The organism is Micromonospora sp. MW-13 (assembly GCF_003434305.1).
In the GTDB taxonomy this organism is placed as follows: Bacteria; Actinomycetota; Actinomycetes; order Mycobacteriales; family Micromonosporaceae; genus Micromonospora.
This window is the reverse complement of sequence record NZ_QKKX01000009.1, coordinates 199301-212362: the sequence shown is the minus strand read 5'-3', so window position 1 is coordinate 212362 and position 13062 is coordinate 199301. Positions and strand designations below refer to the sequence as shown.

At 74.8% G+C, this 13062-nt stretch carries 12 protein-coding genes and 1 pseudogene; 7 read left to right on the top strand and 6 right to left on the bottom strand.

Annotated elements, in window-relative coordinates; all coding sequences use genetic code 11:
• Positions 1–414 precede the first annotated feature (414 nt).
• Positions 415–990 (bottom strand): annotated as a pseudogene (locus C5N14_RS34095) (sensor histidine kinase); the annotation flags it as partial.
• A 374-nt stretch (positions 991–1364) separates the two neighbouring features.
• Here C5N14_RS34095 and C5N14_RS05070 point away from each other — a divergent pair.
• The 3 genes from C5N14_RS05070 to C5N14_RS05060 are packed head-to-tail and all read left to right on the top strand — an operon-like array spanning position 1365 to position 3768.
• The gene (locus C5N14_RS05070; RefSeq protein WP_117665956.1) at positions 1365–2276 is read left to right on the top strand and encodes an ABC transporter ATP-binding protein; all 912 of its coding nucleotides are present in this window, start codon (positions 1365–1367) and stop codon (positions 2274–2276) included.
• Positions 2273–3067, top strand: coding sequence for an ABC transporter permease (locus C5N14_RS05065; protein ID WP_117665954.1), 795 nt, complete (start codon positions 2273–2275; stop codon positions 3065–3067). Before C5N14_RS05070 ends, C5N14_RS05065 begins: the two co-directional genes overlap by 4 nt.
• Before the next feature lie 2 nt (positions 3068–3069).
• On the top strand, positions 3070–3768 hold the full coding sequence (locus C5N14_RS05060) for a hypothetical protein (protein ID WP_243639197.1): 699 nt from the start codon (positions 3070–3072) through the stop codon (positions 3766–3768).
• A gap of 2 nt (positions 3769–3770) precedes the next feature.
• On the opposite strand, the gene C5N14_RS05055 is transcribed toward C5N14_RS05060, so the two are convergent.
• Genes C5N14_RS05055 through C5N14_RS05035 form a run of 5 tightly spaced genes read right to left on the bottom strand, consistent with a single transcriptional unit; the run spans position 3771 to position 7792 of the window.
• On the bottom strand, positions 3771–4466 hold the full coding sequence (locus C5N14_RS05055; protein WP_243639196.1) for a 4Fe-4S single cluster domain-containing protein: 696 nt from the start codon (positions 4464–4466) through the stop codon (positions 3771–3773).
• Positions 4444–5478, bottom strand: a complete 1035-nt coding sequence (locus C5N14_RS05050) for a helix-hairpin-helix domain-containing protein (RefSeq protein ID WP_128763517.1) — start codon at positions 5476–5478, stop codon at positions 4444–4446. The genes C5N14_RS05055 and C5N14_RS05050 overlap by 23 nt, the downstream gene beginning before the upstream one ends.
• Entirely contained in the window at positions 5462–5668 is a 207-nt protein-coding gene (locus tag C5N14_RS05045) for a DUF2997 domain-containing protein (protein WP_117665950.1), read from the bottom strand. Before C5N14_RS05045 ends, C5N14_RS05050 begins: the two co-directional genes overlap by 17 nt.
• On the bottom strand, positions 5665–6120 hold the full coding sequence (locus C5N14_RS05040; RefSeq protein ID WP_117665948.1) for a hypothetical protein: 456 nt from the start codon (positions 6118–6120) through the stop codon (positions 5665–5667). The genes C5N14_RS05045 and C5N14_RS05040 overlap by 4 nt, the downstream gene beginning before the upstream one ends.
• Positions 6121–6163: 43 nt before the next feature.
• Entirely contained in the window at positions 6164–7792 is a 1629-nt protein-coding gene (locus C5N14_RS05035) for an AAA family ATPase (RefSeq protein ID WP_117665946.1), read from the bottom strand.
• A gap of 264 nt (positions 7793–8056) precedes the next feature.
• On the opposite strand from C5N14_RS05035, the gene C5N14_RS05030 reads away from it, so the two are divergent.
• The 4 genes from C5N14_RS05030 to C5N14_RS05010 all read left to right on the top strand — a co-directional run bounded on the left by C5N14_RS05030 (position 8057) and on the right by C5N14_RS05010 (position 13025).
• A complete protein-coding gene (locus C5N14_RS05030; RefSeq protein ID WP_117665944.1) occupies positions 8057–9256 on the top strand; it encodes an endonuclease in 1200 nt (399 codons plus the stop codon).
• A 471-nt stretch (positions 9257–9727) separates the two neighbouring features.
• On the top strand, positions 9728–10579 hold the full coding sequence (locus C5N14_RS05020; protein ID WP_117665940.1) for an aldo/keto reductase: 852 nt from the start codon (positions 9728–9730) through the stop codon (positions 10577–10579).
• Between the two features lie 144 nt (positions 10580–10723).
• Complete coding sequence (locus C5N14_RS05015) at positions 10724–11404, top strand: SMI1/KNR4 family protein (protein ID WP_117665938.1); 681 nt, start codon at positions 10724–10726, stop codon at positions 11402–11404.
• Between the two features lie 286 nt (positions 11405–11690).
• Positions 11691–13025 carry a PD40 domain-containing protein gene (locus tag C5N14_RS05010; protein ID WP_117665936.1) on the top strand — a complete coding sequence of 445 codons (1335 nt, stop codon included), beginning with the start codon at positions 11691–11693 and terminating at the stop codon, positions 13023–13025.
• Positions 13026–13062 lie beyond the last annotated feature (37 nt).

Below are 13062 nucleotides of genomic sequence, written 5' to 3'. Positions count from 1 at the left end.
GGGCGCCGACCCGGCCCCCACCGGCCAGCGGTTGCGGACGTCGACGGTCAGCCCCTCGCCGGGCGCGCCGGACAGCCGGACGGTGACGGACGCGCCCGGCGCGTGCTTGCGGGCGTTGGTCAGCCCCTCCTGGACGATCCGGTACGCGCCGCGCCCGAGCGCGGTGGGCGCGGTCCCGGCCGCCTCGACGGTGTCGACCACCTCCACCCGCATCCCGGCGGCCCGGGACTCGGCGACCAGCTCCGGGACGTCGGCCAGGGTCGGCTGTGGCCGCTCCACCAGGGCCGGCTCCGGCGTCGACGCAGGACGGGCCGCCCCGGGGGACGCGGCTGCGGAGCGGACCACGGCGGAGCCCGGGCGGGCCGACCCGGCGGGCAGCGGACCGGGCGACGCCGGGCCGGGCGGGGGCGAGTCGTCGGCGCGGAGCACGCCGATCACCTCGCGCAGGTCCTGGAGGGCCGCGTGGGCGCTTCCCCGGATGACGCCGGCCGCCCGGGAGATCTCCTCCGGCGGGGCGTCCGGCCGGAATTCCAGCGCCCCGGCGTGCAGGCTGAGCAGCGAGATCCGGTGGGCCAGCACGTCGTGCATCTCCCGGGCGATCCGGGTGCGCTCCAACTGCCGGGCCTGCGCCACCCGCAGTTGCTGCTCCGCCTCGGCCCGCTCGGCCCGGTCGCGCAGGGACAGGACGAGCTGCCTGCGGGCCCGGACGAACATCCCCCAGGCCAGCACCGACCCGACGATGACGAACCCCCCGACCAGCTCGCCCCAGAAGCCCATTCCGGCGTCGGGGCGGATGGCGGCGTAGCAGACGGTGGTCAGCGTCTGCGCGCCGATCACCAGCGCGGCCTGCCGGAACGGCCGGTGCACCACGACCGTGAACATGATCACCAGCAGGGCGATCGCGGCGGTCACCGAGAACAGCCCGAGCGGCAGGGTGACCACCGCCAGGCCGAGCGGCCAGCGGCGGCGGAACCACAGCGCCCCGCAGGCCAGCACCCCGAGCACGGTGTCGGCGCCCTGCAACCACTCGTACGGCAGCGGCCCGGCCATCTGCGGGTCGGGCTGGGCGGCGTCCCAGGCGGCGACGACGGCCCAGCCGAGGGCGATCAGGAACCAGTGGGCGTCCACCAGCCAGTCGCGGGTGGTCCGCCGGGGCCGCGCCCCCGGCGACCCCGCGTCGGTCAGGGCGCCCGGCAGCAGCCAGGGGTAGTCCGATACGGCGGCGCTGGTCACCGTTCCATGCTAGGGAGGGTCGCGGCCCCGGCGACAGCTACCAAAGTCGACGCCGGTCCTGGCCGTAGGTCGACGGGGCTGTCGACCGCCGACCGCAGCGCCCGGCCGGGTGGCGCGGGCAGGCTCGACGCATGATCGAAGTCGAGCACCTGACGAAGCGGTACGGGGGACGCGCCGCCGTCGACGATGTCAGCTTCACCTGCGCGCCGGGCAGCGTCACCGGCTTCCTCGGCCCGAACGGCGCCGGCAAGTCCACCACGATGCGGATGATCTGCGGGCTGGCCCCGCCGACCGCGGGCAGCGCCACCGTCTGCGGGGTGCCGTACCGGCGGCTGGCGAATCCGGGCCGGGACGTCGGGGTGCTGCTGGACGCCTCCGCGCAGCACTCCGGGCGGACCGGACGGGAGGTGCTGGCGCTGGCCGCCGCGACCATGGGGGTGCCCCGCCGAGAGGTCGAGGTGAAGCTCGACCTGGTCGGGCTGGGGGTGGCCGCCGCGCGGCGCCGCGTCGGGGCGTACTCGTTGGGGATGCGGCAGCGGCTCGGCCTGGCGCACGCGCTGCTGGGCGATCCCCGGGTGCTGATCCTGGACGAGCCGGCCAACGGCCTGGACCCGGAGGGCATCTTCTGGATGCGCGGCCTGCTGCGCGACTTCGCCGACCGGGGCGGCACCGTGCTGCTCTCCTCCCACCTGCTCAGGGAGGTGGAGGCGGTGGCCGACCGACTGGTGGTGATCGGGGGTGGTCGGGTGGTCGCCGCCGGGGGCACGGACGAGTTGCTGGCCGACGCCGGAACGGTGGTCCGGGCCCGGGACGAGGCGGCCCTGCGGCGGGCGCTGGCCGTCGCGGGGCTCACGGCCACGGCCGGCCCGGCCGGCTCGCCCGGCGGCGGCCTGCTGGTCGCGGCCGAGCCCGGCGTGGTCGGGCAGGCCGCGGCGGACTCGGGAGTCGCCCTCACCGAGCTGCGCGCCGCCGGTGGCGGGGGCCTGGAGCAGCTCTTCCTCACCCTCACCGGAGGCACGTCGACGAAGGAGACCACGGCATGACCACCAGCACCGTCCCCACCGCACCCGCCGTCGTCCCGCCGCGGCATCCGGGGGTACGCGGACCGTCGCTGCTCCGGTTGACCGTCGTCGAGCTGCGCAAGCTCGCCGACACCCGGGCGGGCCGGTGGCTGCTGGTCGGCATCGGCCTGATCTCCGCGGCGATCGTCGTGGTGCAGCTCTGGGTGCTGGCCGACGACGAGCAGACGTTCACCGCCTTCTTCGTCCCGCAGCTCCTTCCCACCGGCCTGCTCCTGCCGGTGTTGGGCATCCTGTCGATCACCGGCGAGTGGTCCCAGCGCACCGCGCTGACCACGTACGCGCTGGTGCCCCGCCGGGAGCGGGTGATCGTCGCGAAGCTCGCCGCGGTGGTGTTGGCCGCGTTGGCGTCGGTGCTGGTCACCCTCGCCGTCGCCACGCTCGGCACGCTGGCCGCCCGGGCGACCGGCGGGTCGGGCGACTGGTCGTTCGAGGCCTCCCAGTTGCTGCACGCGGTGGTGCTCCAGGTGCTCGGCGTGCTGATGGGCGCGGCGTTCGGCCTGCTGCTGCTGAACACCCCGCTGGCCGTGGTCACCTACCTGCTGCTGCCGACGGTCTGGGCGGTGCTGGCCGGCATGATCGTCGCGCTGCGCGGCCCGGCCCGCTGGCTGGACACCAGCGTCACCATGGAGCCGCTGTTCGGCCCGGACGTGACGGCCGGCCAGTGGGGGCGGATGGCCGTGTCGGTGCTGGTCTGGGCGGTACTGCCGCTGGCGGCCGGGCTGGTCCGGACGCTGCGCCGGGAGGTGTCCTGACCGTGCGGGCCGGCGACGTGCCGACGCGGGTCGACGGCGGGGCCGGCGAGCTGGCGGTGATGTGGGGCGGCTTCCCGCTGCTCGGGGCCGGCGCCGGATGGCTGCTGACCGCCGTCGCCGGCCCGGTCGCGGGACTGCCGTGGGCGCCCGCGCAGGGCTGGTTCGAGCTGCTGGCCAGGCTGCCCGAGCCCCGGGCCACGATCGGGGCGCTGGCGCTCGGCGCGCTGGCCGGGCTGGTCGTGGCCGGGATCGGCACCCGGGAGCGGCTGCTGGTCGAGGTGTACGCGGACCGGGTCCGGCTGCGCCACGACGGACGGGAGCGGGAGGTGTCCCGCCGGGCCGTGCGGGTGGTGTTCGTCGACCGGCGGGACCTCGTCCTGCTCGGTGACGCGGAGGAGGAGTTGGCCCGGGAGCGCGGCGACCTGAGCGCCGGGCGGCTGGCCGCGGCCTTCCGGGCGCACGGTTGGCCGTGGGCAGACGCGGACCCGCACCGGGACGCGTACCGGCGGTGGGTGGACGGGCTGCCGGGGCTGCCGGTGGGTGCCGACGCCCTGCTGCGGGCGCGGCAGCGGGCGGTGGACCGGGGCCGGCGCGCCGAGGCCGACGACCTGCGGCGCGAGCTGGCCCGCCTCGGGGTGGTGGTGCGCGACGAGGAGAAGCGGCAGTACTGGCGGCCGACCCGCCGGGCGGACCCGGGGTGAGGCTACCGGCGCTCGGCGCTGGCCGAGCGGCGCTGGGGGCGGCCCACCGAGGCCAGCAGCTCGTCGAGCGCGTCGACCTCGGCCCAGCCGTTGACCGAGACCCGACCGGCGGCGTCGACGGTCACCTCGACCCGGTCCGGGGTGTGGGGCAGGTCGTCGAGCAGCCCCGGGAAGCGGTCGTCGAGCAGCACGAACTCCTGGTTGGTGGAGCCCACCCAGGGCCGGTCGGTGTCGACCAGGTCGGCCCGGAACGGGCCGGCGACCAGCAGGTCGGTCTCGGCCAGCAGGGCGGCCACGTCCTCGCGTCCGCTGTCGACGGCGCGGCGCAGGCCGTCGCGGGTGTAGCCGGTGAAGGTCATCACCGACCGGCCGGCCCGCCGGACCCCGGCGGCCACCTCGGCCAGCGCGCCGGCCTGGTCGAACGGCTCCCCGCCGAGCAGGGTCACCCCCTCGGTACCCGCGGCGAGGACCCGCTCGACCAGCTCGGCCGGCGCGACGAGTTCCCCGCCCCGGAAGCCCCAGAGCTGGGGGTTGAAGCAGCCCGGGCAGCGGATCGCGCAGCCCTGCACCCACAGCGCGGTCCGCTCGCCGGGCCCCTCGGCCCGGGTCGACGCGAGGAACCGGGCCAGCGCGACCCGGTCCGGACCGGTGGCGGAGCGCCGCACCGGGCCGGTCTCAGAAATCGAGTACGCGTCCACTGGGCGTCCCCGGTTGGGCGGGCGGGCCGGCGGGCGGCACGCAGATCAGCAGGTCGCGCAGGCGGGCGTACTCGTGCGGGGCCAGCTCGGCGGCGGCGGCGAACTCGGCGACGCTGCCGAACCCCCGGCGGGCCTCCCGGGCGGCGAGCACCCGCCCGGTACGGGCGGCGTCGAAGCCCGTCAGCGCGGCGAGCTGCTCCGCCCCGGCGGCGTTGACGTCCACCGGCGACGGCGCGGCGGCCGGCGCCCCCACCGCGACCGGATGGCTGGTGGGCGGGCCGAAGACCGGCGTGCCGAAGCCCAGCGGCGCGGCGGCCGGGTCGACCATGGGCAGCGGCGCAGCCGGCGCCGGGCCGGGCGGGACCGGGCCGGGCGAGACCGGAGTCGCGGCTGCGCCGGCGGCCCAGTACCCGCCCTGCTGCCCGACGACGGGCGGGCCGGAGACGGAGCGGCCGAACCCGCCGTCCACCGGCGGGCCGGGCGGCGGGGCGAGCATCCCCGGCGGGTACGCGGACCCGGCCCAGCCCGGCGCGGGCTGGGCATACCAGGGACGGTGGCCGGCCCGCCACTGCAACCAGGACACGTTGGCCACGAGGGCGTGCACGACGCAGGCGACCCAGGCCGCGAACCACACGCCGATGGACCAGTCGCTGGCGGCGCTCTCCTTGTCCGTGGCGCCGACCCCGATGAAGCCGCCCCAGCCGGCGAGCAGGTAGCCGATGCCGGAGATCCACCACGCCGGCCGACGGGCCCGGATGCCGACGTAGAGGAAGCCGAGCCCGCCGAGGCAGCTGAACCCGAGGATCGGCAACAGCACCCACCAGCTGTGCCGCAGCCGCCACCAGACGCTGACCCCGGGCGAGCGCACCGGCGGCGCGACCGCCCAGCCGGGCGGGCCGGGTGACGGCGGCCACCCCTTCGGGCCGGGCGGGGGCGGGTACCCGGGCGGGGTGGATGGCGGGTACGCCGCCGGGCCCGACGCGGGCGGCCAACCGTCAGGCGCGGTCGACATCGTGCTGCTCGTCGGCGACGACGGTGGCCACCCGGTCGCGGTCGGCCGTGTACGCGCTACGCACCGTCCGCGCGTCGAGCAGGTCCTCCAGCACGGCCACGTAGTCGAGGCAGCTCTCGCCGAGCAGGCCCTGGGTCTCGGCGCTGACCGAGCCGTCCGGGTTCACGGTGACGACGACGCGCCCGGTCACCGGTCGCGCTCCTGCACGGCGAAGACCAGTCGGACCGAGGCGTCCTCGGTGACCTGCTCCGACTCCAGGCGCAGCCCGGCGGCCGGAGCCTGGGCCCGCAGCCGCTCCAGCACCGCGCCCTGCACCTGCCGCCCGTACGCGGCGTCGACCGACCGGACGATCTCCACCGCCCGTTCCTCGTCGACCTCGCCGGTCAGGTGCGCGGTCCAGATGCCGTCCGGGCCGCGGCGGAAGCCGGCCCGTACCCCGGCCCAGTCGGCGGTGATCTCGTCGGTGGCGGCGGCCACCACCGCGCCGGTGTCCCGCAGCGCGGCGGCGAGCAGTGTCTCGTCGCGCATCCGGGTCTGGACCTGGCAGACCACCCGGCCCTCGCCGTCGCGGTCGGCGGTGGCGGCGTGCGCGGCGGCCACGGTGGCCACCGCAAGGGGTACGAGTATCAGCGAGATGCTCACCGGCGCTCTCCTGTCGTCGTGGTGGTGATGGCGGGGACGGGCATCAGAACTCCACCGCCCGGCCCCCGTGCCCGCCGCCCGGCAGCCCCGGGCCGCCCGCCGGACGGGGGTCGAGGTCCCAGTCCTCGGCGGCGGTCGCGGCGACCGCCCGGTGTTCCGCCCAGCTCCGCACGGCGGTGATCCGCTCGGCCTGGGTGACGCTCAACGGAACCATGTTGACCAGTGCGCGCAACAGGTCGTCGCGGCGCAGCGGCCGGCGCTCGGCGTACGCGTCGACGAGCCCGGCGACGACGGCCTGCTCGATCTCCGCGCCGGAGTAGCCGTCGCTGAGCCCGGCCAGCTCGGTCAGCAGTCCCGGGTCGACGGTCAGCTCCCCGGCCACGGCCGGGTGCCGCAGCCGGCGGGCGACGTGCAGGCTCCAGATCGAGGCGCGTTCGGCCCGGGTCGGCAGGTCGACGAAGAAGATCTCGTCGAAGCGTCCCTTGCGCAGCAGCTCCGGCGGCAGGGCGGCGAAGTCGTTGGCGGTGGCGATGACGAAGACCGGCCGGGTCTTCTCCTGCATCCAGGTCAGGAACGAGCCGAAGACCCGGGCGGAGGTGCCCGAGTCGCCGCCCGTGCCGCCGGCGAAGCCCTTCTCGATCTCGTCGAGCCAGAGCACGCAGGGCGCGGTCGCCTCGGCGACCCGGATCGCCTCGCGCATGTTCTGTTCGCTGGAGCCGACCAGCCCGGCGAAGACCTTGCCGATGTCCAACCGCAGCAGCGGCAGCCCCCAGGCGGCGGCGACCGCCTTCGCGGTCAGCGACTTGCCGCAGCCGGGGACGCCGGTGATCAGCACGCCACGCGGGGCGGGCAGCCCGTACGCGGCGGCCTCGGCGAGCCAGGCGCCGTCCCGCTTGGCCAGCCAGCGCTTGAGGTTCTCCAGCCCGCCGACGTCGGCGAGCGCCACCGGGTCGTCGAGGAACTCCAGCAGCCCGCTGCGCCGGACGACCTGCCGCTTCTCCTCGTGCACCAGCCGCAGGTCGCTGGCGTCGAGCACCCCGTCGTCCACCATGGCCCGGGCGAACGCGTTCTCCGCCTCGTGCAGGGTCAGCCCGAGGGCCGCCTTGGCGAGCCGTTCCCGGCCCCGCTCGTCCAGGTCGATGCGGATCCGGCCGGTCACCGTGTTGGCGGCGATGATCCCGTCCAGCACCGCGCGGACCTCCGGCTCGGTGGGCAGCGGGAAGTCGACGACCGTGACGTCCTTGGCCAGCTCGACCGGGAGGTCCGGCACCGGGGACAGCAGGACCAGGGTGCGCGGCACCGGGCCACTGCGGTAGGCCACGGCCAGCTCCCGCAGCCGGCGGACCACCCCCGGGTCGGCGGGCCGGTTGCCGGCGCCGAGCGCGGGGTGCAGGTCGGCGAGGACGACCAGGGCCGGCTCGTCGATCCGCCAGGCCGCGTCGAGGGCGGCGACCGGGTCGGTGGTGCCCTGCCGCCGGTTGCCGTCGGGCGACACCAGGCCACGGGTCGCCGACCAGGTCCAGACCCCGCGCGGGGTCCGGACCCGGGCGACGTCGTGGGCCACGGCGGCGATCTCGCCGAGCACCCGCTGCTCCTCGTACGAGCAGACCTGAAGCACCGGCACGCGGGCCTTGAGCAATTGGGACAGGGTGTCGCGGAAGGCCCCCACCATCGCCGATCCACCCCCGAAGCGTCGCTGAGCCGCGCAGACTCTAGCACCGGCCCGGCCGGCGGACGGGCCGGCGCCTGACCGGGCCGGAACCCGGAGTTCCTGTTCGGGCTGGTGCTGGCCGGCGGGGCGGTGGCCGTCGAGCCGGCGGCGACGGCCCTGCGCCCCTGGCCGGTGCTGTTTCGAACCCCGATCGGCGGATTCACCCCCGTAAAGTTCCCCGGTGCTCTCCCGGTGTCCACGCTACCGCCGTTAACATCGTTGACCATGAATACAAAGAGCATCACCCGCTCGCGATCCGGGCGGCTGATCACGGCGTTCGCACTGGCCGTGGCGCTGGTGACACCCGCCGTGGCGAGCACCTCCGCGTCGGCGGCGGCCTCGCTGACCGTGGCCCAGGCGCTGGCCGCCCAGGACGGCCGCACGGCCACCGTCACCGGGTACGTCATCGGCCAGCCGACCGCGACGTCCACGGTGATCACGTCCGGCTACACGGCGGACACGGCGATCGCCATCGCCGACACCGCCGCCGAGACCAGCACGAGCAGGATGCTCTACGTCCAGGTGACCGCCGCGTACCGGAGCAGCTTCGGGCTGCTGACCAACCCGGGCCTGCGGGGCAGGCAGGTCACCACGACCGGGGCGCTGACCGCGTACTTCAGCCACGGCGGGCTGAAGAGCCCGACCGCGATGAGCCTCGGCGGCGGCACCACCCCGAGCCCGACGCCGACCTCGTCGCCCGTCCCGACGCCCAGCCCGACCGGCGGCCCCGGCCCGTACGACCCGACCTACTACGCCAGCGCGGTCGGCAAGACCGGCACCGCGCTGCGCAACTCGCTGCACGCGATCATCAAGACGCAGACGAAGCTCAGCTACGACCAGGTGTGGGAGGCGTTGAAGGACACCGACCAGGACCCGGCGAACGCCAACAACGTGCTGCTGCTCTACACCGGCCGCTCACAGAGCAAGACCACCAACGGCGGCGGGGTCAACGACTGGAACCGGGAGCACGTCTGGGCCAAGTCGCACGGCGACTTCGGCACCGCCACCGGGCCCGGCACCGACGTGCACCACCTGCGCCCCGAGGACGTCTCGGTCAACTCGTCGCGCGGCAACAAGGACTTCGACAACGGCGGCAGCGCCGTGTCCGAGGCCCCCGGCTGCTACACCGACGCCGACTCGTTCGAGCCGCGCAACGCGGTCAAGGGCGACGTGGCCCGCATGATCATGTACATGGCCGTCCGGTACGAGGGCGACGACGGCTGGCCGAACCTGGAGATGAACAACTCCGTGTCCAACGGCAGCGCGCCGTACCTGGGCAAGCTGTCGGTGCTGCTCTCCTGGAACCAGCTCGACCCGCCGGACGCCTTCGAGAAGCGCCGCAACCAGGTCATCTACGACCGCTGGCAGGGCAACCGCAACCCGTTCGTCGACCACCCGGAGTGGGCCACCGCGATCTGGGGCTGACCGGCGCCGCCGGCGCGGGAGCACACCCGCGCCGGCGACCCGCCCACGCCACCGGCTCCGTCGCCCGGGTGACCAACTCCACCACGGTACGGCTGAGCCGCTGCTGGAACTCGTTGATCCGCACCTCCAGCGCCTGGACGAACTCGGTGACCAACGACAGCCGCTCCCGCCGGTCCCGCTCGTCGGGCGCGCCGGGCAGCACGGTGATCGAGTTCGCGTCCCGCGCCGCCACGTCGCGGACCAGTTCCAGCACCGCGATGGCGCCGACGAGCTGGCCGATCGCCGCCTCGTTGATCTCGCGCCTGATCCCCCCGGTCGGACTCTCACATTCCGGCGGATCGGGGTCGTTGGTAGCACCAGTGGACCAACCGGACGGCCCACATTCGGTGAACTCCGGACGACGACCGTCGCCCGGCGCGGATCACCCCCACGCGCGGTGACTAAGCGGCGGCGGGCGGGTACGTGGAGGCAATGGCGAACACGACTCCCGACATCTCACTCAATGACGGCAACACCATCCCGCAGCTCGGCTTCGGGGTGTTCCAGATCGAGCCGAAGGACACCGCCGAGGCGGTCGGCCGGGCCCTCAAGATCGGCTACCGGCACATCGACACCGCCGAGATGTACGGCAACGAGGCCGAAGTGGGCCAGGCGGTCCGCGCCTCCGGCCTCTCCCGCGGCGAGGTCTTCGTGACCAGCAAGCTGAACAACGGCTTCCACCGCCCCGACGACGCCCGCCGGGCGTTCGACTCCACGCTGGCGGCGCTGAGGATGGACTACCTCGACCTGTTCCTGATCCACTGGCCGCTGCCCACCCGCTACGACGGCGACTTCGTCTCCACCTGGAAGGTGCTGGAGGAGTTCCAGCGCGACGGCCGGGCCCGCTCCGTCGGGGTGTCGAACTTCCAGGTGCCGCACCTGGAGCGGCTCGCCGCCGAGGCGGACGTGGTGCCGGCGGTGAACCAGATCGAGGCGCACCCGTACTTCGCCAACGAGGAGGTGCGCGCGTACGGCAGGGCGCACAACATCCTCACCGAGGCGTGGTCGCCGATCGCGCAGGGCAAGGTGCTCGACGACCCGACCCTGATCGACATCGCCGGGCAGCTCGGGCGGACCGTGGCCCAGGTGGTGCTGCGCTGGCATGTGCAGCGCGGCGACATCGTCTTCCCCAAGTCGACCACCCCGAGCCGGATCGAGGAGAACTTCCGGATCTTCGACTTCGCGCTGGACGACGTGACGATGGACCGGATCGGCAGCCTGGACAGGGGCGAGGCCGGCCGGCAGGGCCCGAACCCCGACACCTTCGACTACGTCCCCGCCTGACCGGGCGGGCTCCGGCAGCGGCGCGTACGGCGTCCTGCCCCGGTAGCGGCACCGGACTGCGGCGTGGGAGCACCGCCGGCTGGAGCTGCGGCGCGGGCGGCCCGGAGGCGCGGACCGTCGGGGGGTGCCGGTACGGTCCCGGGCGTGACGGGACACGACTGGTCTGACGTACGACAGACGCTCGACCGGCTGGCCGCCGCGCCGGAGGCCGACGAGGTGTTCGGGGCAGGCGAGCACGGCTGGGAGTTGGAGCCGCCACTGACCCCGGCGGAGCTGGCCGAGTTGGAGGGCCAGTTCCGGGTGGAGCTGCCGGCGGAGTACCGGTCGTTCCTGCTCCAGGCCGGCCGGGGCGGCGCGGGCCCGGCGTACGGCCTGTTCCCGCCGCGCCGGGTCGACGGCCGGTGGGCATGGGAGGGCGACGGCGCGGACATGACGAGCCCGGACTCCCTGGTCCGGCCGTTCCCGCACACCGAGGCGTTCAACCAGGCGGACGAGCTGCCCGAGCATCCCGACGAGGACGACTTCGCCTCGGCGCAGGAGTACGACGCGGCCGAGGAGACCTGGTGGGAGCGGCACGACGCGATCATGTACAACGAGGCGCACTTCGCCGGCCTGCTGTACCTGTGCCACAAGGGTTGCGCCCTGCGGGACGCCCTGGTGGTCACCGGGCCGGCGCGGGGCACGATGTGGGCCGACGGCACCGCCGAGGAGAGCGGGCTGAGGCCGCTGCTCGCCGACGACGGCACGCCGCTGGGCTTCGCCGGGTGGTACCGCCGCTGGCTGGACCGGGCCACGGAGCGCGTCGCCGGGGCGGGCCGCCTCTGAACCCGGCGGCCGGTCGGCGGGCGGTCGCCCGCAGGCGGGCCGGCGCGCGGCGGTGGACCGGCCGCCGGTCAGCGGGCGTCGGTGACCACGTGGGAGCGCGAGTCCGCGACGCGGGTGCCGAGGCCACAGTGGTCACCCGTCCGGAGCGGGCACATCCGCTCCGGCGGGGCCGGCCGGTGGTGGGACTGGGTCACTTCTGGATCCAGAACCCGATGTCTCGGACCCCACCGAGGGCGGCGTCGCTGCTACCTTGCGCCGTACACGTCCCTCGCCGGATCATGCGACGATGGCCGGGGACCTGACGGGGGAGGACCTTTTGTACACATCTCTGCGCGCCCGCATCGCCGGCGCGACCGCGCTCGGTGTCGCGGCGGCGCTGGTACCGGTCACCGCCGCCTCCGCCGCCGGGCTGACCGTCCGGGTGTCGGTCGCCACCGACGGCACCGAAGCCGCCGGCGACTCGCACCAGCCGTCCATCAGCGGCGACGGCCGGTACGTCGCGTTCAGCTCGTCGGCCGACAACCTGGTGCCCGGCGACACCAACTACTCCAGGGACATCTTCCTGCACGACACGCTGACCGGCACCACGGAGCTGGTCAGCGCCGGGCCGGCCGGCGTGCCCGTGTCCGGGTCCTCGGAACTGGCCCGGATCAGTCGGGACGGCCGGTTCGTGGCCTTCAACTCCTCGGCCGCCCTGACCACCGATCCCGCCGACATCTTCAGCGGGCACGTGTTCGTCTGGGAGCGGGAGACGAAGAAGATCACCCGGATCTCCCAGGCCAGCTTCGGCTGGGACTCCCTCGACATCAGCGGCGACGGCCGGTACGTCACGTTCTCGGCGATCGCCAATGTGGTCCCGCAGGACACCAACATGAACACCGACGTGTACGTCCACGACCGCAGCACCGGCACCACCTCGCTGGTGTCCCGCACCCCGGCGGGCGTCGCGCCGTTCTCGGCCGACTCGATCAACCCGTCGATCAGCGACGACGGCCGCTGGATCAGCTACCAGTCCACCGCGAAGGACATCGTGGCGCAGCCGGTCGCCGAGGCGGGCAACGTCTTCCTGTACGACCGGCAGCTCGGCACGACCCGGCTGGTCTCCGCCCCGCAGGCCGGTGGCCCGGCGTCGGGCGGCTCCACCAGCGCCGAGGTCAGCGGCGACGGCAGGTACGTGTCGTTCACCTCGAACGCCACCAACCTCGTTCCCGGCGACGCCAACGACACCACCGACGTGTTCCTCTGGGAGGCGGCCAGCGGCGTCATCATCCCGGTGTCCGCGACGCCGGCCGGAGTGCCCGGCAACGGCACCGCTCTGTCTCCCCGGATCAACGCCGACGGCCGCTACGTCACCTTCTGGTCGAACGCGAAGAACCTCACCGGCTACGACACCCCGTGGCAGTTGCAGGTGTTCCGGTTCGACCGGCTGAGCCGGGCCAACATCCTCGTCGCGGTGCCCCGCCACGGCACCGACGGCGGCGGTGAGCACTCCGACATCTCGGCCGACGGCAGCTTCGTCGCGTACGACTCGCAGGGCACCGACCTGGTCTCCGGCGACACCAACGCCCGCTTCGACATCTTCCGCACGCAGCTCCTCCGCCCGGTCAAGCGCACCCGCTGAGCGGTCTCGCGCGGGAGCGGGGCCCCTGCGACGCGGC